At 66.1% G+C, this 22,672-nt stretch carries 21 protein-coding genes; 18 read left to right on the plus strand and 3 right to left on the minus strand.

What is annotated here, in order from left to right; translation table 11 throughout:
* Window positions 1–45: 45 nt before the first annotated feature.
* The 3 genes from QUE25_RS14270 to QUE25_RS14280 all read left to right on the plus strand — a co-directional run bounded on the left by QUE25_RS14270 (window position 46) and on the right by QUE25_RS14280 (window position 4,726).
* Window positions 46–369, plus strand: coding sequence for a putative quinol monooxygenase (locus tag QUE25_RS14270; RefSeq protein ID WP_286266154.1), 324 nt, complete (start codon window positions 46–48; stop codon window positions 367–369).
* A gap of 92 nt (window positions 370–461) precedes the next feature.
* Entirely contained in the window at window positions 462–3,983 is a 3,522-nt protein-coding gene (gene dnaE, locus QUE25_RS14275) for a DNA polymerase III subunit alpha (RefSeq protein ID WP_286266157.1), read from the plus strand.
* 44 nt (window positions 3,984–4,027) lie between these two features.
* Complete coding sequence (locus QUE25_RS14280; RefSeq protein ID WP_286266160.1) at window positions 4,028–4,726, plus strand: hypothetical protein; 699 nt, start codon at window positions 4,028–4,030, stop codon at window positions 4,724–4,726.
* Here QUE25_RS14280 and ybaK read toward each other — a convergent pair.
* Window positions 4,649–5,158, minus strand: coding sequence for a Cys-tRNA(Pro) deacylase (gene ybaK / locus QUE25_RS14285; protein ID WP_286266162.1), 510 nt, complete (start codon window positions 5,156–5,158; stop codon window positions 4,649–4,651). The two genes, QUE25_RS14280 and ybaK, sit on opposite strands and share 78 nt — an antisense overlap.
* 1 nt (window position 5,159) lies before the next feature.
* Window positions 5,160–5,933: a DUF554 domain-containing protein gene (locus tag QUE25_RS14290; RefSeq protein ID WP_286266164.1), complete on the minus strand. Its 774-nt coding sequence runs from the start codon at window positions 5,931–5,933 to the stop codon at window positions 5,160–5,162.
* 93 nt (window positions 5,934–6,026) lie between these two features.
* Here QUE25_RS14290 and hisD point away from each other — a divergent pair, with 93 nt between their 5' ends.
* The 15 genes from hisD to QUE25_RS14365 all read left to right on the plus strand — a co-directional run bounded on the left by hisD (window position 6,027) and on the right by QUE25_RS14365 (window position 21,353).
* Window positions 6,027–7,337 (plus strand): histidinol dehydrogenase, encoded by a 1,311-nt coding sequence (hisD, locus tag QUE25_RS14295; RefSeq protein ID WP_286266166.1) that lies wholly within the window; start codon window positions 6,027–6,029, stop codon window positions 7,335–7,337.
* On the plus strand, window positions 7,334–8,470 hold the full coding sequence (locus QUE25_RS14300; protein ID WP_286266168.1) for a histidinol-phosphate transaminase: 1,137 nt from the start codon (window positions 7,334–7,336) through the stop codon (window positions 8,468–8,470). Before hisD ends, QUE25_RS14300 begins: the two co-directional genes overlap by 4 nt.
* Window positions 8,467–9,084 (plus strand): imidazoleglycerol-phosphate dehydratase HisB, encoded by a 618-nt coding sequence (gene hisB, locus QUE25_RS14305; protein WP_286266170.1) that lies wholly within the window; start codon window positions 8,467–8,469, stop codon window positions 9,082–9,084. The genes QUE25_RS14300 and hisB overlap by 4 nt, the downstream gene beginning before the upstream one ends.
* Complete coding sequence (gene hisH, locus QUE25_RS14310; RefSeq protein ID WP_286266172.1) at window positions 9,081–9,716, plus strand: imidazole glycerol phosphate synthase subunit HisH; 636 nt, start codon at window positions 9,081–9,083, stop codon at window positions 9,714–9,716. Before hisB ends, hisH begins: the two co-directional genes overlap by 4 nt.
* A 17-nt stretch (window positions 9,717–9,733) precedes the next feature.
* On the plus strand, window positions 9,734–10,498 hold the full coding sequence (gene priA, locus QUE25_RS14315) for a bifunctional 1-(5-phosphoribosyl)-5-((5-phosphoribosylamino)methylideneamino)imidazole-4-carboxamide isomerase/phosphoribosylanthranilate isomerase PriA (protein ID WP_286266174.1): 765 nt from the start codon (window positions 9,734–9,736) through the stop codon (window positions 10,496–10,498).
* A 13-nt stretch (window positions 10,499–10,511) separates the two neighbouring features.
* The gene (locus tag QUE25_RS14320) at window positions 10,512–11,537 is read left to right on the plus strand and encodes a GNAT family N-acetyltransferase (RefSeq protein WP_286266176.1); all 1,026 of its coding nucleotides are present in this window, start codon (window positions 10,512–10,514) and stop codon (window positions 11,535–11,537) included.
* 46 nt (window positions 11,538–11,583) lie between these two features.
* Window positions 11,584–12,384 (plus strand): YebC/PmpR family DNA-binding transcriptional regulator, encoded by an 801-nt coding sequence (locus tag QUE25_RS14325; protein ID WP_286266178.1) that lies wholly within the window; start codon window positions 11,584–11,586, stop codon window positions 12,382–12,384.
* A gap of 103 nt (window positions 12,385–12,487) precedes the next feature.
* Window positions 12,488–13,018 carry a crossover junction endodeoxyribonuclease RuvC gene (gene ruvC, locus QUE25_RS14330; protein WP_286266179.1) on the plus strand — a complete coding sequence of 177 codons (531 nt, stop codon included), beginning with the start codon at window positions 12,488–12,490 and terminating at the stop codon, window positions 13,016–13,018.
* Entirely contained in the window at window positions 13,015–13,629 is a 615-nt protein-coding gene (gene ruvA / locus QUE25_RS14335) for a Holliday junction branch migration protein RuvA (protein WP_286266182.1), read from the plus strand. The genes ruvC and ruvA overlap by 4 nt, the downstream gene beginning before the upstream one ends.
* 13 nt (window positions 13,630–13,642) lie before the next feature.
* Window positions 13,643–14,677, plus strand: coding sequence for a Holliday junction branch migration DNA helicase RuvB (gene ruvB / locus QUE25_RS14340; protein WP_286266186.1), 1,035 nt, complete (start codon window positions 13,643–13,645; stop codon window positions 14,675–14,677).
* Between the two features lie 154 nt (window positions 14,678–14,831).
* Window positions 14,832–15,350, plus strand: coding sequence for a preprotein translocase subunit YajC (gene yajC / locus QUE25_RS14345; protein WP_286266188.1), 519 nt, complete (start codon window positions 14,832–14,834; stop codon window positions 15,348–15,350).
* Window positions 15,351–15,416: 66 nt separating this feature from the next.
* Complete coding sequence (gene secD, locus QUE25_RS14350; protein ID WP_286268592.1) at window positions 15,417–17,156, plus strand: protein translocase subunit SecD; 1,740 nt, start codon at window positions 15,417–15,419, stop codon at window positions 17,154–17,156.
* Window positions 17,149–18,375, plus strand: a complete 1,227-nt coding sequence (gene secF, locus QUE25_RS14355) for a protein translocase subunit SecF (RefSeq protein WP_286266189.1) — start codon at window positions 17,149–17,151, stop codon at window positions 18,373–18,375. The genes secD and secF overlap by 8 nt, the downstream gene beginning before the upstream one ends.
* Before the next feature lie 2 nt (window positions 18,376–18,377).
* Window positions 18,378–18,923: an adenine phosphoribosyltransferase gene (locus tag QUE25_RS14360; RefSeq protein ID WP_286266191.1), complete on the plus strand. Its 546-nt coding sequence runs from the start codon at window positions 18,378–18,380 to the stop codon at window positions 18,921–18,923.
* A 69-nt stretch (window positions 18,924–18,992) separates the two neighbouring features.
* Window positions 18,993–21,353 carry a RelA/SpoT family protein gene (locus QUE25_RS14365; protein ID WP_286266193.1) on the plus strand — a complete coding sequence of 787 codons (2,361 nt, stop codon included), beginning with the start codon at window positions 18,993–18,995 and terminating at the stop codon, window positions 21,351–21,353.
* 63 nt (window positions 21,354–21,416) lie between these two features.
* On the opposite strand, the gene QUE25_RS14370 is transcribed toward QUE25_RS14365, so the two are convergent.
* Window positions 21,417–22,670, minus strand: coding sequence for a DUF349 domain-containing protein (locus QUE25_RS14370; RefSeq protein WP_286266195.1), 1,254 nt, complete (start codon window positions 22,668–22,670; stop codon window positions 21,417–21,419).
* Window positions 22,671–22,672 lie beyond the last annotated feature (2 nt).

Here is a 22,672-nt window from a genome sequence, read left to right on the forward strand (position 1 = left end):
TGACCTCGTCCGCTGAAAAGCGCACATCGCAAAGGAGCAACACTCATGGCCGAGCCATTCAACGTCGTCGCCATCATCCATCCGCTGCCCGGCAAGCGTGATGAGATCATCGAGGCCTTCCGGGTGGTCTCGCCCCTGGTCCATCAGGAGAAGGGCTGCGAACTGTACGCGCTGCAGTCCACCCAGGAGGGCGAAGGCCTGATCGTCATCGAACGCTGGAGCACCGCTGACGACCTGCAGGCTCACGCCACTGGTGCGGCCATGGACAAGCTGAACGAGCTGAGTGCGCACCTTCGCGCCACCGCCTCCGATGTCATCCTGGTCGACCAGGTTCCCCTGGGCGACCCGAGCAAGGGTGTGATCCGCTGACGGCGCAGCCTCGGGCCACCAGCTGACGACCCGGGGTAGGGTGAGGCAGGGCACGCCTGGAAGGGCACGCTAGGAAGGGCAGGTCGATACGCATGGCGCAGGGGTTCGTCCATCTGCACAACCACACCGATTTCTCCATGTTGGACGGTGCGGCGCGTGTCGACGATCTGATCTCGGAGGCCAAAGCCCAGGGCATGCCCGCGATCGCGATCACCGATCACGGCAACCTGTTCGGCGCCTACGAGTTCTACAAGACCGCCATGAAGCACGAGATCAAGCCGATCATCGGGCTGGAGGCCTACCTCACCCCGGGCACCCCGCGCTGGGAACGCAAACGCGTCCAGTTCGGCGACGGCACCGGCGACGACGTCGCCGCCAAGGGTGCCTACACCCACATGACCATCTGGAGCCAGACCCGCGAGGGCATGCACAACCTGTTCCGGCTGTCATCGCGGTCCAGTCTCGAGGGCCAGTTCTACAAGCCGCGCGCCGATCGGGAGCTGCTGAACGAGTACCACGACGGCCTGATCGCCACCAGTGGCTGCCCGTCGGGTGAGGTGCAGACCTATCTGCGGCTCGGCATGTTCGACAAGGCGGTGGCCTCGGCCAGCGAGTTCCAGTCGATCTTCGGCAAGGAGAACTTCTACGTCGAACTGATGGATCACGGCCTGTCGATCGAGACGAAGGTGCGCTCCGATCTGCTCCGGCTGGCCAAGAAGATCGGCGCGCCGCTGGTCGCCACCAACGACCTGCACTACGTGCATGCCGAGGACGCCAAAGCCCAGGACATCTTGCTGTGCGTCTCGTCCGGCTCGCGGGTCAGCGACGCGAACCGCTTCAAGTTCGACGGCACCGGCTACTACCTGAAGACCGCGGACCAGATGCGGACGCTGTTCAGCAACTATCCGCAGGCCTGCGACTCGACGCTCGAGATCGCCGAGCGTTGCCAGACCAGCTTCGACGAGGGCAATGGCACCTTCATGCCGGTCTTCCCGGTGCCCGACGGCGAAACCGAGGAGTCCTGGTTCCGGCACGAGGCCGAAATCGGGCTGCGGCAGCGCTACGGCGACCCGCTGCCCGATCATGTCCGCGAACGCGCCGACTACGAGATCGACATCATCTTGACCAAGGGCTACCCGGGTTACTACCTGGTGGTGGCCGACTACATCATGTGGGCCAAGCGCAACGGCATCCGGGTGGGACCGGGCCGTGGTTCGGGAGCCGGCTCGATCATCGCCTACGCGATGGGCATCACCGATCTCGACCCGCTGCCGTACGGGCTGCTGTTCGAACGCTTCCTCAACCCGGAACGTCCCTCCCTGCCGGACTTCGACGTGGACTTCGATGAGCGCCGCCGCGGTGAGGTGCTCGACTATGTCACCCGCAAGTACGGCAAGGACCACGTCGCGCAGATCGTCACCTACGGCACCATCAAGGCCAAGCAGGCGGTCAAGGACTCCGCGCGGGTGCTCGACAAGGCCTTCGTGGTGGGGGAGCGGATCACCAAGGCGATGCCGCCCGCGGTGATGGGCAAGGACGTGCCGCTCAAGCAGCTGTTCAACCCCGAGCACCCCCGATACGCCGAGGGCGGCGAGTTCCGTGAACTGTTCTCCTCCGATCCGGAAGTCGAGGAGGTCGTCACCACCGCGCAGGGCATTGAGGGCCTGAAACGCCAGTGGGGCGTCCACGCCTGCGGCGTCATCATGGGGTCGGTGCCGCTGACCGACGTCATCCCGGTGATGAAACGCGAGCAGGACGGCGCCATCATCACCCAGTTCGACTACCCGAGCGCTGAATCGCTGGGCCTGGTGAAGATGGACTTCCTGGGCCTGCGCAACCTCACGGTGATCGATGATGCTCTGCACAACATCAAACGCAACAAGGGCGACGAGATCGCGATCAACGACATCGCGCTGGACGATCCCGCCACCTTCGATCTGCTGCAGCGCGGCGACACGTTGGGTGTCTTCCAGCTGGATGGCGGCCCGATGCGTGCCCTGCTGCGCTCGATGCGGCCCGACAAGTTCGAAGACATCTCCGCGGTCGGCGCGCTCTACCGACCCGGCCCGATGGGCGCCGACTCCCACAACAAGTACGCGCGCCGCAAGACCGGACGCGAACCGGTCACCCCGATCCACCCCGAACTCGCCGAGCCGCTCAAGGACATCCTGGACGAGACCTACGGCCTGATCGTCTATCAGGAACAGGTGATGGCCATCGCCCAGCGGCTGGCCGGCTACACCCTGGGCGCCGCAGATCTGCTGCGCCGCGTGATGGGCAAGAAGAAGAAGAAGGAACTGGACGCCCAGTACGACCGCTTCCGCGACGGCATGCTGGAGCGCGGCTACTCCCATGAGGCCTTCCAGACCGTCTGGGACATCCTGGTGCCGTTCAGCGACTATGCGTTCAACAAGTCGCACTCGGCCGCCTACGGCCTGGTCAGCTATCAGACGGCCTGGCTGAAGGCGAACTATCCCACCGAGTACATGGCGGCACTGCTGCAGTCGGTGAAGGACGAGAAGGAGAAGTCGGCGGTCTACCTGGCCGAATGCCGCCGGATGGGCATCAAGGTACTGCCGCCCGACGTCAACGAATCCGAAGGCATGTACACCGCTGTCGGCACCGACATCCGCTTCGGGCTCGGGGCGATCCGCAATGTCGGCGCGAACGTCGTCACGGCGATCGTCAGCGCCCGCGAGGAGCACGGGCCGGCCACCGACTTCTACAGCTTCCTCGACAATTCACCGCTGGCGGCCTGCAACAAACGGGTCATCGAATCGCTGATCAAGGCCGGCGCGTTCGACTCGTTCGGGCATTCGAGGCGCGGACTGATGGACATCTTCGAGTCGGCCGTCGATCAGGTCGTCGAGCTGAAACGCAATGCCGAACACGGCCAGGATTCGCTGCTCGGCGGTTTCGGCTTCGAGGACGAGCAGGCAGCGCTTCCGCACGATCCGGTGCCCGAGGCCGAGGACTGGGACAAGCGCACCAAACTGGCCTTCGAGCGCGAAATGCTCGGCCTGTACGTCTCGGACCACCCGCTGAACGGCTTGGAGCATGTGCTGCAGACCGAGCGGACGACGACCATCGCCGGGCTCACCGAGCGCGGTGAATCGGCCCAGGGCGGCAGCCAGACGATCTGCGGCATGATCACGCAGGTGCAGCGCCGCCAGACCAAGCAGGGCCGCATCTGGGCGTCGTTGGTCGTGGAGGACCTCGATGCATCGATCAACGTCTCGGTCTTCCCCAACGTCTACGAGCAGGTCGCCGGCGAACTGGTGCCCGACTCGATCGTGCGGGTCAAGGGCCGGGTCAACGTGCGGGACGATTCGGTCGAGTTGCATGCCGACACCGTCAACGGCCTGGACGTCACCTCGGCCGGCAACCGTCCGGTGGTCATCGAGATGAAGCTGAACCGCTGCACTCCCGGCGTGGTCGACCGGCTGCGCGGGGTCCTGTGCGCTCATCCCGGCCCGACCCAGGTGCGGCTGAGATTGCACAGCCCCGATCAGACCACCGTCTTCCAGCTGGCCGACGAACTGCGCGTCAACCCTTCCCAACCGCTGATCGCTGATCTGAAGGCGCTGCTGGGGCCGTCCTGCCTGGGGGCCTGAGCCGCCAACTACACTGAAGGACATCCGATTCAAGGAGTGCGCTGATGACCAATGCGGCGGCCCAGACCGTACTGTCCGAGCAGGCACCACTCTCGGGCAGCCCGGGCGAGGCGTCCGGACAGAACCGGCTGGCGCGCCTGCGGATAGCCGTCCGGCCGCTGGCCACGCGAGTGCTGCTCTATACCGGCCTCGCGATCGTCGCGGGCGTGATCGGCGGCTGGGTCTGGCACGCGATCGTCAAGGTGCCCACCTACCTCACCAGCGATGACGGATCGGTGCAGATGACCGAACGGGCCGTCAGCCAGATCTTCTCGATCGACGCGATCTTCGTCATCATCGGTCTGCTCGTGGGTCTTGCTCTCGGCCTGGTGGCCTGGCTGTTCTTCCGCAAGACAGGCTGGCCGGTGGCACTGGCCGCTACGCTCGGCGGGTTGCTGGCAGGCGGAGTGTGCTGGCTGGTCGGCGTCCTGCAGGGGCCGAGCAACTTCGCCGAGCGGGTCGCGTCTGCCAACCCCGGTGACCAGGTGCCCATCGATTTCCAGCTGCACACTGGCTCTGCGTTGCTGGTCTGGGCGCTGGGCGCGATCATCCCGGTGATGCTCTACGCGAATCTCAGCCGTGAGGACGACAAGGACTGGGAGATTCCGGCATCCTTGTCGTCGCCGCTACGGCCGGGCGCGTCCGATATCGGCGAAGGTGGCGTGGAGCACACCGGCCAGGTCACGAGCGGCAAGCTCAACTGAGAATCCCCGGCGGCCACCCGAGACCAGCATGGTCTCGAACTCCAGTGCCGACGAGTCGATGTAGACCGGCAGCTGACGTTTCTGCCCGAGCGGGGAGATACCGCCGACGACATATCCGGTGATGCGTTCGGCGTCCGCCGGGTCGGCCATCACCGCCTTCTTCGCCCCGGCCGCCTGAGCCAGCGCCTTCAGATCGAGCTGGCCGCTGACCGGTACCACCGCACACACGGTCGGCTCCGGGCCGCCGGTCAGTTCCGCGACCAGCGTCTTGAAGGTGCGCCGCGGATCGACACCCATCGCTTCGACGGTTTCCTCGCCGAAGTGGTGATTGCTCGGGTCATGGTCGTACTCGTGGACGATATGCGCGACCTTCGCCCGCTTCAGCACGGCCGTCGCGGGGGTCGCTGCACCTGCTGTCTTGCGTTTGCTCATCTCAGATCACCTGCTGTACCAGTCCTACCGCGATCGGGGCAATCACGATCCCCGGTAGCATATCGGCGATCCGGATCTGCTTGATCGACAGCAACCGCAACGCCAGCCCGCCCAGGATCACACCCCCAGCCACCGTGAGTGCGTCGATCTGGGCGGTCGGCAGCACATCGCCCAGCGCCCAGCCGACCAGGGTGAGCCCGCCCTGCAGGATCGCGACCACGAGAATCGAGGCCGCCACGCCGGCACCGAACGAGGCGGCGAATGCCATCGCGGCGAACAGGTCGAGCACCGACTTGAGGTACAGCTGTTCGGCGCCCCGGCCGAGCCCATCGTTCAGCGATCCGAGGATCGCCATCGGCCCGATGCAGAAGACCAGCGAGGCGGTCACGAATCCGTCGATGAACCGCAGCTGCGCGTTCTCCTCGTCCGCGCCGCGGTCGCCGCGGACCAGCGAGCGGCGCAGCCACGCACCCAGTTGGGTGACCCGGTCCTCGAGTTTGAGCGCCGACCCGATGAGCGTCCCGATGAGCATCGACACCATGATCACCACCAACCCCGCGCTGCCCACCGCCGAACGCAGGGGCTCGGCTGCCAAGGGCACGATCGAGGTGCCTGCGATCACCAGGGTCAGCAGTCCCAAGACATCGGTCACGGTCGAACGGGTGCGCTCGTTGAACCGGTCACCCAGCAGCATGCCGATCCCCGAGCCGATCAGCACGGCGACGACATTGACGACGGTTCCGACCCCGATGAACTGCACAATCACGACAGCCATCACATCACCTAGCGCATGCACTGCGCCGCGGTGTCTCAGCACACCGGCCATGGCGGTGCGCGTCTGTTCGCGTGACCCCACTAGAATCGAGGCGTGCTTTCCATGATCGACCTGACCGAACTGAGCCTCGACGACTACTCGTCCGTGCTGCCGCGCGGACAATTCGACGTCGGTCATGCGGTCGACGTGGTGCGTCCGGTCTGCGAGGCCGTGCGCGATCAGGGCCAGGACGCGTTGCTGCGCTTCAGCGAGCAGTTCGATCATGTGGTTCCGGTAAGCCTGCGAGTCCCGGCACAGGCCCTGCGCGACGCCCTCGACCAGATCGATCCGGCGGTCCGCGCGGCGATCGAGGTATCCATCGAACGCCGCCGCACGGTCTGTGAGCAGACCGAGACCGAGCCGCACTATCGCAACGTCGAGCTGGCGCCGGGCGCGGTGGTCGGCAATGTCATGGTCCCCGTGCAGCGAGTGGGGCTGTACGTGCCCGGTGGGCTGGCCCCGCTGGCCTCCAGCGTGGTCATGAACGTGGTGCCCGCCCAGGTCGCCGGCGTCGAGTCGCTGGCGGTCGCGACGCCGCCGCAGGCGGAGTTCGGTGGGCTGCCGCACCCGGTTATCCTGGCCACCTGCGCCTTGCTCGGGGTGGACGAGGTGTACGCGGTCGGAGGCAGTCAGGCCATCGCGATGTTCGCCTACGGTGTTGCCGGACTGTGCCCGCGGGTCGATCTGGTGACCGGGCCGGGCAATATCTACGTGGTCGCCGCCAAGCGCCTGCTGCGCGGCGTGGTCGGTATCGACGCCGAGGCCGGTCCCACCGAGATCGCCGTGATCGCCGATGAGACCGCCGATGCGCGTTTCGTGGCCGCCGACCTGATCAGCCAGGCCGAACACGATCCGATGGCGGGTTCGGTGCTGATCACCGACAGCCGCGACCTTGCCGACCGGGTGCAGCGCGAGATCGACAGCCAGGTGGCCCGTCTCGACACCGCCGACCGGCTGCGCAAGGCGCTGGGTGGCCCACAGTCCGCGATCGTGCTGGTCAGCGGCATCGACCAGGCCGTCGACGTCGCGAACGCCTACGCCGCCGAGCATCTCGAGATCCAGACCGCCGACGCGTCCACGGTCGCCCGCCGGATACGCAACGCGGGTGCCGTCTTCGTCGGTGACTACGCGCCGGTACCGTTGGGAGACTACAGCGCAGGCTCCACACACGTGCTGCCCACCGGCAGCGCAGCGCGCTATTCGTCCGGCCTGACGGTGCGCAGCTTCATGAAGTCGATGCACATCATCGAGTACTCGCGAGAGGGCTTGGCGGCAATAGCAGACGGCATCGTGGACTTCGCGCACGCCGAGCGGCTGCCCGGACACGCCGCGGCGATCCAGCTGCGCGTGGAGGAGGAACGATGACCCTAGGTAACGGCAACCAGATCCGCCTGGCCGATCTGCCGCTGCGCCCCGAGTTGGTGGGAGAGGAGCCCTACGGCGCTCCGCAACTCGACGTCCCGGTGATGCTGAACGTCAACGAGAACCCGTTCCCGCCCAGCGCCAAGGTGCGTGCCCAGATGGGCGAGGCGGTGCGCGAGCTGACCAAGACGATCAACCGCTACCCGGACCGGGAGGCGCTGGGGCTGCGCCGCGACCTGGCGTCCTACCTCGGCTTCGGGCTGACCTCCGACAACATCTGGGTGGCCAACGGCTCCAACGAGGTGATGACCCATCTGCTCCAGGCCTTCGGCGGGCCCGGACGCACACTGCTGGCCTTCACCCCGACCTATTCGATGTATCCCGAGTACGCGCGCAATACGCACACCAACTACGTCACCGTGCCCCGGCGCCACGACTTCACCCTGGACGCCGAGCTGGTGCTCGGCGCGATCCGGGAGCACCGGCCCGACATCGTGATGATCTGCACACCCAACAATCCAACGGGAACCCAGACCCCGGTCAGCGTCATCGGTGAGATCTGCGCCGCGACCGACGCGATCGTGATCGTCGACGAGGCGTACCAGGAGTTCACCGAGGTCCCCGAGGATTCCGCGCTGGCTCTGCTGCCCCGATTCGGCAAGCTGGTGGTGAGCCGCACAATGAGCAAGGCGTTCGCGCTGGCAGGCGGCCGGGTGGGCTATCTTGCCGCGGCCCCGGCCGTGGTGGATGCCTGCCGTATCGTCCGGCTGCCCTATCACCTGTCGGCCCAGACTCAGGCGCTCGCCCGGGTGGCGCTGGCCAATACCGCCGAGATGCTCGGCCAGGTCGACGTGTTGCGCGACGAGTGCCAGAAGAGCCAGCAGTGGCTGCGTAGGCTAGGTCTTCAGGTGGTGCCCAGCCAGGCGAACTTCTGTCTGTTCGGACGATTCGCCGACCGTCACGCGGTCTGGCAGCAGCTGCTCGATCGAGGCGTGCTGATCCGCGAGACCGGCCCGGACGGATTCCTGCGGGTCTCGGCCGGGACGCCCGAGGAGATGGCCGCCTTCCGCACCGCACTCAGCGAAATCCTGCATCACCAGAAGATGATCAGCCCAGACGAGGAGACAACGAAATGACCACTGAAGCACGCGTCGCCGCAGTGCATCGCGTCACCAGCGAGTCCGATGTCGAGGTCAAACTCAACCTGGACGGCACCGGCGAGTCGGTGATCAGCACGGGGGTCGGCTTCTACGACCACATGCTGACCGCCTTGTCACGGCATTCACTGATCGACATGGAGATCAAGACCACCGGCGACATCTACATCGACGGGCATCACTCCATCGAGGACACCGCGATCGCCATCGGTCAGGCCCTCAAGTCCGCCCTCGGTGACAAGCGCGGCATCCGCCGCTTCGCCGACGCGACCGTACCCCTGGACGAGGCCCTGGCCCGTTGCGTGGTCGATGTCGCCGGGCGTCCCTACGTGGTCGTCAGCGGCGAACCCGAGGGCCAGATCTATGCGCGCATCGGCGGCACCGAGCCGCTGTACGCCGGTTCGATGACTCAGCATGTGATCGAGTCGCTCGCCTTCAACGCGGGCATCTGCGTCCATCTGACCCTGCTGGCCGGACGCGAGCCGCACCACATCGTGGAGGCCGAGTTCAAGTCCTTGGCCCGGGCGTTGCGTTTCGCCGTCGAGCCCGATCCGCGGGTGACGGGGGTGCCGAGCACGAAGGGCGCGCTGTGACCGAGCCCAGGATCGGCGTGCTCGACTACGGTTCGGGAAACCTGCATTCGGCCTGCCGAGCCCTGGAGGCCGCCGGCGCCCAGGTGCGGCTGGGTAGCCGGGCCGACGAGTTCGCCGGCGCAGATGCGCTGGTGGTGCCGGGTGTGGGTGCTTTCGCGGCCTGCATGTCCGGGTTGCGCAGCATCGGCGGTGACGATCTGGTTCGCGACTGGGTCGACTCCGGCCGTAAGCTGCTCGGCATCTGTGTCGGGCACCAGGTACTGTTCGCGCACGGTGTCGAACGCGGGGAACACGCCGACGGCATCGGCATCTTTCCCGGCACCGTGGAACGGCTCACCGCACGCCGGCTGCCGCACATGGGCTGGAATACGGTGGAGACGCCTGCACAGGCGGGAGTCTTCGAAGGTCTCGGCGATCGCAGGTTCTATTTCGTCCACTCGTACGGAGTCCATGCCACCGACGCTGGTGGGGTGGCCTCGGTACCTGCGGATGCCCGCATCACCTGGTGCGAACACGAAGAAGATAGGTTCATTGCTGCCGTCCAGTGGGGCAGCGTGACCAGCACCCAGTTCCACCCGGAGAAGTCCGGCGCGGCTGGGGCGCAGCTATTACGCCATTGGCTATTGAGTTAAGGTCGTTAAACGTGTCTATGACGAACACTTCCACCTCGGCAGATCCACAACGGTTGGTGCTGCTACCGGCGGTCGATGTGCACGACGGCAAGGCGGTCCAGCTCGTTCAGGGCGCCGCCGGCACCGAACGTGTCTTCGGCGATCCGCTGGAGGCCGCATTGCGCTGGCAGTCGCAGGGAGCTGAATGGCTGCACCTGGTCGATATCGATGCGGCCTTCGGTCGCGGCTCCAATGCCGAGCAACTCGCCGATGTCGTCGGTGCCCTGGACATCAATGTCGAACTGTCCGGTGGTATCCGCGACGATGCTTCCCTCGAGCGTGCGCTGGGCACCGGTGCCCGCCGCGTCAACGTGGGCACGGCGGCGCTGGAGAACCCGCAATGGTGCGAGAAGATCATCGCCGAACACGGTGACCGCATCGCGATCGGTCTGGATGTGCGGGGAAACCAGCTCGCCGCGCGCGGCTGGACGACCAGTGGCGGTGATGTCTTCGAGACCGTGCAGCGCATGACGAAGGCCGGCTGCGAACGTTTCGTGGTGACCGATGTGGCCAGCGACGGCATGCTCACCGGTCCCAACCTCGAACTGCTCGGGGCAGTCTGTGCCCGCACCGCCGGTAGGGTCGTCGCCAGTGGTGGCATCTCGTCGCTGCATGACCTGAAGATGCTCTCGGGCCTGGTCCCGATCGGTGTCGAGGGCGCGATCATCGGCACGGCGCTGTACGTGGGCAACTTCACGCTGACCGAGGCCTTGGCCGTGGTGCGCGATCCCGTGATGAGCTGAGCGGCGGCCGACGATGCGCGAGCAACAACTCTCCTGGGAACAAGCCATCGTCGAAGGAAGTCTCGAGTGGGCGTTCCTCAGGCGTGAGGATCTGGGCGAGGTGGCCGAACTGTGCGCTGCCATCGAGTACTTCGACGATCCGACCCAGCATCGTGAACTGAGCGGGCTGACCGACGACTTCGATCGTCCATGGGCGTACCCGACCAACCATGCGGTGGTCGGACGCGATCGCGGTGGCACGATCGTCGCCTACGGCTGGAACCACATCACCCCCCCGGACGATCCGTTGCCGCACGCCTGGATGGAGATCGGAGTGCATCCGGCCTGGCGGCATCACAAGATCGGCTACAAGCTCGTCGGCTGGCTGATCGACAGGGCGCGAGCCTGGTACCTGCACCTGCGCGAGAGCAGGCCCGAACTCGGCCCGCTGTGGGTGGGCTGTGCGACCGACGAGGGATCGCGGGTGTCCACCGATCTGGAGGAGAACGGCCTTCTCAAGCCGCAACGCTGGTTCTTCGATGCCCACCGCAGTCTCACCGATGAGCCGCTGCCGCTGGTGGTGCCGCCGCCCGGTATCGAACTGCGGACCTTCGAGCGAGCCTGGTCCGAGAAGGTGCGCACGGCTCACAACATCGCCTTCGGCACCAGGCACGGCGCGCACGACGTGCCGCAGGCGGCCTGGGAGGCGTCGCTGGAGCGTCCCGACTCACGTCCGGACTGGTCATGGATCGCGGTGTGCACCGATGATCCGGGCGCCGGGGTGGTGGGCTACGCCGTGAACTGCGAGATCATCGAGCGCCAGAGCGGGTGGCGGGAGGGCTGGACCGAGAGGATCGGCGTGATCCCCGACTACCAGCGGCAGGGCTTGGCACGCGCGCTGCTGGCCGCGTCCATGCACACCTTTGCCGACCATGGCTGCACACTGGCCGGTATCGGCATCGACACGGACAACCTGCCGGAGACCGAATCGTTGTTTGCCGGGATGGGCTACCGCCTCGAAGACCGAGTGGTCCTCTTTGGAGCCACCTTCGAGGACTGAGTAAGCTAGGGAAGGTTCGTCGCTGTACGTAGGGGGATAGTCCGATATGTCAGGCCATTCGAAGTGGGCAACCACGAAGCACAAGAAGGCTGCTATTGATGCCAAGCGTGGCAAGCTGTTTGCCAAGCTCATCAAGAACATCGAGGTTGCGGCCCGGATCGGCGGTGGAGATCTCGCCGGCAACCCGACCCTTTACGACGCGGTTCAGAAGGCCAAGAAGAACTCGGTGCCCAATGACAACATCGACCGCGCCGTCAAGCGCGGCGCCGGTGAGGGTGCGGACGCGGTCAACTACGAGTCGATCATGTACGAGGCCTACGGCCCGGCGGGAGTCGCGATCCTCATCGAGTGCCTGACCGACAATCGCAACCGTTCGATCTCGGATGTTCGCGTGGCCGTCACCCGTAACGGCGGCACCATCGCCGACGGCGGGTCGGTGCAGCGGCTGTTCACCCGCAAGGGCGTGGTGACCGTGGCGAAGGAGCAGCAGGTGGACACCGACTCCCGCAAGTCGCAGACCCGCACCATCACCGAGGACGAGCTGCTGGAGGCCACGATCGAGGCCAACGCCGAGGACATCAGCGATGAAGGCGATGCCTTCGAATTGATCAGCGACCCGAACGATCTGGTTGCGGTGCGCAAGGCCGTGCAGGCTGCCGGCATCGACTACGACTCGGCCGAAGTCCAGTTCGTGGCCAGCTTCGACCAGGTGGTGGATTCGGTCGATGATGCGCAGAAGCTGTTCCGCATCGTCGACGCCCTGGAAGACCTCGACGACGTACAGACCGTGTTCACCAACGCCGACCTCACGCCTGAGGTCGAGGCCGCGCTGGACAGCGAGGACTGAGCTTCTCACCAGTGTCCGATGACAGTGCCCGGCGCGCCTGAGCCGGGCACTGTCTTTTTTCCCTAGAATCCGAACGTGTGTTCGCAATTCGATGGGTGGTGGCATGCGGATTCTCGGAATTGATCCGGGTCTGACCAGATGCGGAGTCGGCATCATCGAGGCCGTGTCGGTACGCGCCCCCCAGCTGATCGATGCCGGTGTCGTGCGCACCTCACCGGCGATGGATCATGCTCACCGGCTGCTCGCCATCGAAGAAGGCCTGGAAGCCTGGATCGTGGCGAACCGGCCCGACACCGTCGCCGTCGAACGTGTCTTCGCCCAGCACAATGTCATCACGGTCACCGGCACCGCTCAAGCCGCCGGAATCGCGATGCTGATCGCGGCACGACACGGGATACCGGTCGCGCTGCACACCCCGACCGAGGTGAAAGCCGCGATCACCGGTTCCGGGAGCGCCGACAAGGCCCAGGTCGCGGCGATGGTCGTCCGGATCCTGAAGCTGGACGAGGCCCCGAAGCCCGCCGATGCCGCCGACGCGGTCGCCTTGGCGTTGTGCCAACTGTGGCGAGGTGGCTCGGTCAATCGCTATGCGGCCGCCGTGCAGGAACACGCGGCCAGAAGAGGAAGACGATGATTTCCCAGCTCCGCGGAACCACCGTGGCCCTCGGCCCGAACTGGGCGGTGGTCGACGTCGGTGGCGTCGGATTCAAGGTGTCCTGCACACCGGCGACCGCGGCCGGTCTGCGGTTGGGCACCGAGTGCACCTTGGCGACCACGCTGATCGTCCGCGAGGATGCATTGACCCTGTTCGGATTCGCCGACACGCACGAGCGCGCGGCTTTCGAGTTGCTGCAGCTGGCGTCCGGGGTGGGTCCCAAACTCGCGCTCGCGGTGATCTCGGTGCTCAGCCCGGCCGAGGTGGTGACCGCCATCCAGAACGACCGGGTGACGACCTTGATCAGGGTCCCCGGCATCGGCCGCAAGGGTGCCGAGAAGATCATCGTCGAACTGCGCGACCGGGTCGGGGCGTTGGCCGCCGATCTCGACACTGCTGCCCAATCCGGCGAACAGATCAGTTCGGAGTTGTGGCGCGAGCAGGTCTCCTCCGGTCTGCAGGGTCTCGGCTGGTCGTCGAAGGATGCCGATGCCGCCGTGGAGAAGATCGCTCCGCTGGTGGCCGACAATCCGCAGATCTCGCTGGGTAGGCTGATGAAGGCAGCACTGCAAACGCTGGCCCGAGCCTGAGGAGCCCCGCACTGTGACCCATTCCCCGGTTGACCCTTGGCCGGCGCCCGACGAGATCGCCAGCGAGAGCGCACTGCGTCCCTCGGCGTTGGACGATTTCGAGGGTCAACCGCGTGTCGTCGACCAGCTCAGCCTGGTGCTGCAGGCCGCCCGACACCGGGGGAGTACTCCCGATCATGTACTCCTGTCGGGCCCGCCCGGGCTGGGCAAGACCACCCTGGCGATGATCATCGCCAACGAGATGGGGGTGCCGCTGCACATCACCTCGGGACCGGCCATCCAGCACGCCGGTGATCTGGCCGCCATCTTGTCGGGGCTTACCGAGGGCGAAGTACTCTTCCTGGACGAAATCCATCGGATGAGCCGGCCCGCCGAAGAACTGCTCTACCTGGCGATGGAGGACTTCCGGGTCGACGTCGTCGTCGGCAAGGGCCCCGGCGCGACCGCCATCCCGATCGAGATCCCCCCGTTCACGCTGGTGGGGGCGACGACCAGGGCAGGGCTGCTGCCCGGGCCCCTGCGGGATCGCTTCGGATTCACCGCCCAACTCGACTACTACGATTCCGTCGATCTGGAACGGATCGCCCGCCGCTCGGCCGGCAAGCTGGGGATCACCTTGGATGCCGAGTCCGCCGCGGAGATCGCCCGCCGTTCCCGTGGCACGCCACGCATCGCCAACCGCCTGTTGCGCCGGGTTCGCGACTATGCGCAGGTGCACAATGCGGGCGTGGTCACCGCGGAACTGGCCCGCGACGCGCTGGAACTCTACGAGGTGGACCCGCTCGGACTGGACCGGCTCGACCGCGCGGTCCTGGACGCGATCTGCCGCAGATTCGGCGGCGGCCCGGTGGGCCTGTCGACCCTTGCCATCAGCGTCGCCGAGGAGACCGAGACGATCGAGGAGGTCGCCGAACCGTTCCTGGTGCGGCTCGGCTTCATGATGCGGACCCCGCGCGGACGCATTGCCACCCCGGCGGGCTGGGCTCACCTGGGAATGGTTCCCCCCACCCAGGAACCGGCCGGTGGTCAGCCGGATCTGTTCAGCTGATGGCCCGCACCCGCGGTGCACAGCAGAATGCGGCATGGTCGGATGTGGTGATCACAGCACGACTCGGTAAGATCGCTACGTTGCGTGCCTGTGCGTGCGCACTCTTGCACGTCCAGGCAACTGCCTGGTTGCCGACTAAGTGAGGTTGTCTTACATGGAAATCCTGCTCATCATGGCCGTATTTATCGGCCTGATGTACTTCATGATGGTCGTTCCGCAGAAGAAGCGGGCGGAGCAACAGCGCAAGATGCTCGATTCGCTGGAGCCCGGCTCCCGGGTACTGCTCAACTCCGGCATCTTCGGCACCATCCGGGCCCGAGGCGAACAGCAGTTGGTCATCGAACTGGCTCCCGGTGTAGAGGTGACCGTGCTCAAGCAGACTGTCGTGCGCACAGCCAACCCGGACGAGGAAGAGTTCGAATACGCCGAGGATCAGATCGCCGCGGCCCCGGTCGACAGCTTCGTGGCCGACAGCCTGGAGCAGGCGCCGGCCACCCCAGTTGAGGGTGAGCTGACCACCGGCGAGGACGCCCCCGCCGACGCCGCGCAGACCGAGCCCGCCGAACAGCCGTCGGATACCATCTACCAGCCCGGCGACAACGCCATTTACCAGCCCGGTTCGAACGAGGTCAGCGCCACCGACGACGCCGGCGAGCGTCCGCAGGAACGCTGACAGGAGCGCGCCTCAGTGGCATCATCTTCACAATCCACAAGTACATTCAGGCCTGAACGCACGCTGATCGGTTTCGCGATCGTCGTCGCAATGCTGTTCGCCCTGATGGCGTTGACCGGAACGTGGACCCCGCGGCTGGGTCTGGACCTGCGCGGTGGCACGACGATCACGCTGACTGCCCGCACCAGTGATGGCAGCACCGTGCCCCGGGAGAACCTGGAGACCGCGCGCAACATCATCCAGAACCGCGTCGATTCCCTCGGTGTCGGCGAGTCGTCGGTGACGATTCAGGGCAACGACAAGATCGAGGTTGCCGTTCCGAATGTGAGCAGCGACGAACTCGTCGAGCTGGTCGGTACCACCGCCAAGCTGGCATTCCGTCCGGTCATCGGGGTACAGCAGGTCCCGCAGACCGACACCTCCACTGCCGAACCGACGAGCGAGGCGACACCCTCGGGAGAGGCGAGCGCGGAGGCAACATCGTCGCCGACTGCCGGTGAGCAGACCCCCGCCGAAGCCAGTGCCGAGCCGACGTCCGCACCGGCCAGCACGGCCGAGCGACGCCCGGTCCCGAATCTGCCGACCGAGCCGCCGGCCCCGGCGACCCCGCGTCCGACCGCTCCGGGCGACCAGGAGCTGACCCTGGACCAGCAGCTGGGCTACACCCCGACTCAGCAGGACGCCGAGGACTTCGCCGCCTTCCAGTGCGGCGACGAGTTCCCCGACGTCGTCGATCAGCCCCTGATCGCCTGCGACCAGACCGGCAGCTACAAGTACTTCCTCGGACCGGTCATCCTCAGCGGTGAACATGTCACTGATGCGACCGCCGGCATCCCGCAGGGCGAGGTCGCCTGGATCGTCTCGCTGACCTTTGACGACGAGGGCTCCGCGATCTTCGCCGATGCCACCGAGGCCCTGGCGCAGAAATCGCAGCCCCAGAATCAGTTCGCGATCGTGCTCGACCGCGAGGTGATCTCGGCGCCCAGCGTGAGCGAACGGATCACCGGCGGCAAGGCCAGCATCTCCGGCACGGGCATCACCGAGAGCACCGCCAAGGCGCTGGCCACCACGCTGCGCTACGGCTCGCTGCCGGTCGACCTGGAGACCAGCTCGGTCGACACGGTGTCCCCGGTGCTGGGCGGCAACCAGATGACCGCCGGCATCATCGCCGGCATCGTCGGCCTGGCCCTGGTCATCGCCTACAGCCTCCTCTACTACCGCGGCCTGACGATCGTGGTGGCGGGTTCGTTGCTGGCGGCGGCCGCGGTCACGTATGCGGTGATGGTACTGCTCGGATCGGCGGTCGGCTTCGCGCTGAACCTGCCCGGCATCGCCGGCGCCATCGTGGCGATCGGTGTGACCGCCGACTCGTTCGTCGTCTACTTCGAACGAATACGAGACGAGATCCGCGACGGTCACAGCCTGCACCACTCGATCCAGTCGGGCTGGCACAAGGCCCGAGGCACCATCTTGATGGCCGACGGCGTGCAGCTGCTGGCCGCCGTGGTGCTGTACTTCCTGGCCATCGGCAGCGTCAAGGGCTTCGCCTTCACCCTGGGCGTCACGACCGCGATCGATCTGCTGCTGGTGATCTTCTTCACTCATCCGCTGATGACCTTGCTGGGCCGGACGACGTTCTTCGGCGAGGGCCACAAGAACTCCGGTCTGGATCCCCAGCACCTGGGCGTCAGCCGGGCCTCCCTGCTGGGACGGCGTGGCACCGCCCGCAAACGCACCAAGCCCGACGCGTCTGCTGCCCGCAAGCCCGGCACGAGCAAGAAAGCCGAGGAGGCCAGCCATGAGTGACACCAAGCTCGCTCCGTCCGCCCCGAAGACGACCTTCGCCCACCGGCTGTACACCGGCGACTTCCAGTTCGACTTCATGGCACATCGCCGGCGCTGGTACACCATCAGCGCCGTGCTGCTGCTGATCTCGGTGCTGGCGGTCTCGGTGCGCGGCTTGAACCTGGGTATCGACTTCGTCGGTGGCTCGGTCTTCCAGGCGCCCGTCCAGGTCACCGAGTCGACGGTCGACGATTTCGGGCAGGCGGTCTCCGCGACAGGGGTGGCCGATCTCGACACGCAGGTCAACACCGTCGGTGACTCCACCGTGCGTATCCAGACCCGCAGCCTGGAGAACGACGAGGTGGTCACGGTACGCGAGGCGATCGCCGAGCAGGCCGGTGTGGCCTCCGACGACGTCGCCTACTCGCTGATCGGACCGTCGTGGGGCAAACAGATCACCCAGCAGGCACTGGTCGCGCTGGTCGTCTTCCTGGTGCTGGTCGGCGTGCTGATCTGGCTGTACTTCCGGGAATGGAAGATGTCGGCCTCGGCTCTGATAGCGCTGCTGCACGACCTGGTGGTGACGGTCGGGCTGTATGCGTTGGCCGGGTTCACCGTGACTCCGGCGACGGTGATCGCGGTGCTGACGATTCTGGGCTACTCGCTGTATGACACGGTGGTCGTTTTCGACATGGTGCGTGAGCAGACCCGCGATCTGAAGAATCAGCCGCGCAGCTACACCCAGGCCGCCAATGCGGCCGTCAATCAGGTGCTCGTCCGGTCGATCAACACCACCATCATCGCCGTGCTGCCGGTGCTGGCGATCCTGATCGCCGGTCTGGTGGTACTGGGCGGTGAAGGTCCGCTGGCCGATCTCGGCCTGGCGATGCTGATCGGCATGATCTCGGGCGCCTACTCCTCGATCTTCCTGGCCGCGCCGCTGCTGGCCCAGCTGCGCGAACGGGAGCCGGCGATGATCAAGCATCGTGCGGCGCTCGAGAAGGCTCAGCGCCGCAAGACCAAGGTCGTCGCCTCGGTGGCCGCCTCCGACGAGCAGCTGAGCGCTGCCGGTGGACCGCTGGCAGTCCTGCCCGCCGAAGGTGTGCTGGAGTTCGCCACCACCGACGACGCCGCTTCCGTTGAGCAGCAGCCGGCGACCCCAGCGGACGATCAAGCCCCGGCAGAACCCAAGCCGCGGGTCCAGCCGTCCAAACAGTCCCGTTCGGCAAGAAAGAAATGACGATGAGTGATGATCACCGGGTGACCCGGGCGGCGAACCTGATCCGCACGGTGCTGGACTTCCCGAAGCCGGGCATCAGGTTCCGCGACATCACACCGCTGCTGGGCGACGTCGATGCCTTCGGTGATGTCATCGACGTGATGGCCGAGCATGCCCCGGCGAACGCCAGCGTGGTCTGCGGGGTGGAGTCGCGTGGCTTCATCTTCGGCACCCCGCTTGCGCTGCGGCTGGGACTGGGCTTCGTCCCGATCCGCAAGCCGGGCAAGCTGCCCGGTGCAGTGGTGGAGCAGAGCTACGACCTCGAGTACGGCTCCACCATGCTGGCCATCCACACCGATGCACTGCACCCGGACGACAATGTGCTGCTGGTCGACGATCTGCTCGCCACCGGCGGGACGCTGCAGGCGTCCAAACGCCTGGTGGAGCAGTTGGGTGCCACGGTCGCGCAGATCCAGGTGGTGCTGGAGCTGGTCGGACAGCCGGGCCGCGACTCGCTGATCGCCGACGGAGTGCAAGATCTTTTCGCGATGATCGGCATCGAGGACTAATCGGTCGTGGCCCGGCGTTCACCCAACGTAATACACTCGGCGTAAATCGTTTTAGCGGGAGGGGGAGCGATGTCGGAAGGCAGCGTCTACGGGCCCTACGGCAGCGGCCAGGGAACCCCCGGCTCCCCCCGCTCGACCACCTTGGAGCGCGTCTCCAGTGGCCCCGAACAGCCCCGACTGCGAATGCGGCAGCGGCTGGCGTGGTTCGGGGCGGCCAATCGTCCACCCCAGTCGGCGGTGCTGGATCCGCTGTTCTCGGTGGTGAAGGCCAATCACCCCAAGACCGATCTCGAGCAATTGGAGAGGGCCTACCACACCGCGGAGCACTACCATCGCGGCCAGATCCGTAAGAGCGGTGAGCCCTACATCACCCATCCGCTGGCGGTGGCCACGATTCTCGCCGAACTGGGCATGACCGAGTCCACGTTGTGCGCTGCGCTGCTGCACGACACGGTGGAGGACACCAGCTACACCCTCGATCAGCTGCGCGCCGACTTCGGCGACGAGATCGCCCGCCTGGTCGACGGGGTCACCAAACTCGACAAGCTCACCTACGGCGAGTCGGCCAAGGCAGAGACGATCCGCAAGCTCGTGGTCGCGACCGCACGCGATGTGCGGGTGCTCGTGATCAAGCTGGCCGACCGCCTGCACAACATGCGTACCCTCAGCTATCTGCGTCCCGACAAGCAGCAACGCATCGCCCGGGATACCCTGGAGATCTTCGCGCCGCTGGCTCACCGGCTGGGTATGAACGCGATCAAGTGGGAGCTGGAGGACCTCTCGTTCGCCACCTTGCAGCCGAAGGTCTACGACGAGATCGTCCGGATGGTTGCCGAGGCGGCGCCGCAACGCGAGCGGCAGCTGCGTGAGGTGATCGATCAGGCCCAGAAGGACTTGGCCGAGGCCGGCATCAAGGCGACGGTCTATGGGCGTCCCAAGCACTACTACTCGATCTACCAGAAGATGGTGGTGCGGGGCCGCGACTTCGCCGACATCTACGATCTGGTCGGGCTGCGGGTGCTGGTCGACACCACCCGCGACTGTTACGGCGCGCTCGGCGTGCTGCACACCCGGTGGAATCCGCTGCCCGGGCGGTTCAAGGATTACATCGCGATGCCGAAGTACAACATGTACCAGTCGCTTCACACCACGGTGCTGGGCCCTGGCAACCATCCGGTGGAGTTCCAAATCCGCACCCACGAGATGCACCGGCGGGCCGAGTACGGTGTCGCTGCGCACTGGAAGTACAAGGAAGAAGCCAACGGCAAGGGCGGCAAGAACAACGGCAGCGATCCCGACCCGGACGCCTCCCAGCTGAACTGGGTGCAGCAGATCAACGAGTGGCAGCGGGAGACCGACGATCCGGGGGAGTTCCTCGAATCGCTGCGTTTCGAACTCAACACCACCGAGGTCTACGTCTTCACCCCCAAGGGCGATGTCATCGCACTGCCGAAGGACGCCACACCGGTCGACCTGGCCTACGCGATTCACTCCGAGGTCGGCGACCGATGTATCGGCGCCCGGGTGAACGGACGCCTGGTGCCGCTGAGCAGCAAGCTGAGCAATGGTGACATCTGCGAGATCCTGGTGTCGCGGGCAGAGGATGCCGGTCCCAGCCGCGACTGGCTGAGCTTCGTCACCAGCCCACGGGCGATCTCGAAGATCAAGCAGCACTTCACCCGGGAGCGCCGCGAGGAAGCCATCGAGAGCGGCAAAGACCAGCTGGCTCGTCAACTGCGCAAGTCGGGGCTGCCGATCCAGCGGATGCTGACCGTCGAGCACCTGACTGCGGTCGCCGATAGCTATCGACTGGCGAATGTGGACGCCCTGTATGCGGCTATCGGTGAAGGAAATGTCGGCGCTCAAGGCGTGGTGCAGCGTCTGGTGGAGACCGCAGGTGGCCTGGAGGCGACCGTCGACGAAGGCTCCGAAGACATGCGGATCGCTGCTCCGAGGCGGCGATCCACGGGAAAGAACGATGCCGGCGTGGTGGTCGAGGGACTACCGGACATGTGGGTGAAGCTGGCCAAGTGCTGCACACCGTTGCCCGGGGACGCCATCATGGGGTTCGTCACTCGTGAGAACGGTGTCTCGGTGCACCGACGCGACTGCACCAATGCCGCGAACCTGCTCTCCCAGCCGGAGCGCATCGTCCAGGTCGAATGGGCCGCCACCGGCGGGGTGGGATACCTGGTCGCGATCCAGGTGGAGGCGTTGGATCGCACCGGACTGCTCTCCGAGCTCACCAAGGCTCTCAGCGATCAGGGCATCTCGATTACCTCTGCCCTGGTCAGCACGACGAAAGATCGGTTGGCCAAGGTGCGATTGACCTTCGAATGCAGCGACCCGCAGTATCTCGATCACGTCATCAACCAGATGCGCCGGATCTCCGGGGTATACGACGTCTACCGGGTCAGCCAGGGCGGCTGACGAACAGCAAACGGCGCGCCACCGGCCGGAACCGGGGACGCGCCGCTGGCATTGGTATGCGGGTTAGGCTCCGTTGCCGGAGAACTCGTCCAGAGCCTTGGTGGCCTGATTCAGCCACTCGGTGTAGGTCTTGATCGACTCGCGGGTCTTCTGTGCCTTCTTGAGATCACCGCGGGCCTCCGCATCGTCGGCCTGCTTGGCGAGCTTCTCGATCTGCGTGGTGAACATCTCGACCGTGTCGCTGGCGCGCTTGCGGGCTTCTGGGTCGGTGCGGCGCCATTCGTCGTCCTCGGCAGCCTTGATCGCGTGCTCCAGCGCCCGGACGCGGTTCTCCAGCGGCCGGATGGCGTCGCGCGGCACCTTGCCGTGCTCGTTGTAGCGGGCGAGGAAATCACGGAACTGGTCGCGAGCGGTTTTGACATCGGTGACCGGGACAATCGTCGCCTCGGCCTCATCGAGCAGCGACTGCTTGGCCGTGAGGTTCTCGCGGAACTCGTCGTCCTCGGCGCTGAATGCGGCCGAGCGGGCCTCGAAGAACTGATCCTGCAGTCCCCGGAACTCCGCCCACAGCGCGTCGTCGATCTCGCGCGCGGCGCCGCCGGCCGCCTTCCACTGATTCATCAGCTGGCGGAACTCGGCCGCGGTGTCGGACCAGTCGGTGGACCCGGCGATCTCGCGCGCCCGGGCGATGATGGCCTCTTTCGCCTTGCGGGCGCCGTCGCGGCGTTCGTTCTCACTGGCGAACTGCGCCTTGCGCCGGCGGGTGTAGGTGGTGCGGGCGCTGCTGAAACGATGCCACAGTTCGTCGTCGGTCGCCCGATCGATGCGCGGCAGCGCCTTCCACTCATCGAGCAGGGCACGGAACCTGTTGACACCACCGCGCCAGTCGTTGCCGGCGGCAAGCTTCTCGGCCTGTTCGACCATCGCCTCTTTGGCAGCGCGGGTCTCTTCGTTCTGCTGGGCACGCTGAGCCTTGCGGGCCTCCTGAGCTGCGGCGAGCTGGGGTGCCAGGCCCTGGAGGGTCACGATCAGGCCGTCGAGGTCGCCTACCGCGTTGGCCTCCGCAATCGATGTGCTGAGGGCATTGACCGCTTTGCGCGCCTCCTCGGGTGACACGGTGCCCGATTCGATGCGCTTGGACAGCAGGTTCACCTCGGTTTCGAGGGCCTCGAAGCGGCGGACGAAGAACGCCAGTGCCTCGGCTGGATCGGCATCTGGAACTTGGCCCACTCTTCGTTCACCCGTCGAAGTCACGACGTAGACGGTGCCATCGGAATCGACGCGACCGAAACGAGCCGGCCCTGCACTTTCACTCATGG

It is taken from the genome of Brooklawnia propionicigenes (genome assembly GCF_030297015.1).
GTDB classification, from domain to species: Bacteria; Actinomycetota; Actinomycetes; order Propionibacteriales; family Propionibacteriaceae; genus Brooklawnia; species Brooklawnia propionicigenes.

What these genes read in the sequence shown, in the direction of transcription:
- ruvA (WP_286266182.1), top strand. Translation starts at nt 13,015, where the DNA reads ATGATTTCCCAGCTCCGCGGAACCACCGTGGCCCTCGGCCCGAACTGG.
- QUE25_RS14370 (WP_286266195.1), bottom strand. Translation starts at nt 22,670, where the DNA reads ATGAGTGAAAGTGCAGGGCCGGCTCGTTTCGGTCGCGTCGATTCCGAT.
- QUE25_RS14320 (WP_286266176.1), top strand. Translation starts at nt 10,512, where the DNA reads ATGCGCGAGCAACAACTCTCCTGGGAACAAGCCATCGTCGAAGGAAGT.
- secF (WP_286266189.1), top strand. Translation starts at nt 17,149, where the DNA reads ATGAGTGACACCAAGCTCGCTCCGTCCGCCCCGAAGACGACCTTCGCC.
- QUE25_RS14280 (WP_286266160.1), top strand. Translation starts at nt 4,028, where the DNA reads ATGACCAATGCGGCGGCCCAGACCGTACTGTCCGAGCAGGCACCACTC.
- yajC (WP_286266188.1), top strand. Translation starts at nt 14,832, where the DNA reads ATGGAAATCCTGCTCATCATGGCCGTATTTATCGGCCTGATGTACTTC.
- priA (WP_286266174.1), top strand. Translation starts at nt 9,734, where the DNA reads ATGACGAACACTTCCACCTCGGCAGATCCACAACGGTTGGTGCTGCTA.
- QUE25_RS14365 (WP_286266193.1), top strand. Translation starts at nt 18,993, where the DNA reads ATGTCGGAAGGCAGCGTCTACGGGCCCTACGGCAGCGGCCAGGGAACC.
- QUE25_RS14360 (WP_286266191.1), top strand. Translation starts at nt 18,378, where the DNA reads ATGAGTGATGATCACCGGGTGACCCGGGCGGCGAACCTGATCCGCACG.
- QUE25_RS14290 (WP_286266164.1), bottom strand. Translation starts at nt 5,933, where the DNA reads ATGGCTGTCGTGATTGTGCAGTTCATCGGGGTCGGAACCGTCGTCAAT.
- QUE25_RS14270 (WP_286266154.1), top strand. Translation starts at nt 46, where the DNA reads ATGGCCGAGCCATTCAACGTCGTCGCCATCATCCATCCGCTGCCCGGC.
- QUE25_RS14325 (WP_286266178.1), top strand. Translation starts at nt 11,584, where the DNA reads ATGTCAGGCCATTCGAAGTGGGCAACCACGAAGCACAAGAAGGCTGCT.
- dnaE (WP_286266157.1), top strand. Translation starts at nt 462, where the DNA reads ATGGCGCAGGGGTTCGTCCATCTGCACAACCACACCGATTTCTCCATG.
- hisB (WP_286266170.1), top strand. Translation starts at nt 8,467, where the DNA reads ATGACCACTGAAGCACGCGTCGCCGCAGTGCATCGCGTCACCAGCGAG.
- ybaK (WP_286266162.1), bottom strand. Translation starts at nt 5,158, where the DNA reads ATGAGCAAACGCAAGACAGCAGGTGCAGCGACCCCCGCGACGGCCGTG.
- QUE25_RS14300 (WP_286266168.1), top strand. Translation starts at nt 7,334, where the DNA reads ATGACCCTAGGTAACGGCAACCAGATCCGCCTGGCCGATCTGCCGCTG.
- ruvC (WP_286266179.1), top strand. Translation starts at nt 12,488, where the DNA reads ATGCGGATTCTCGGAATTGATCCGGGTCTGACCAGATGCGGAGTCGGC.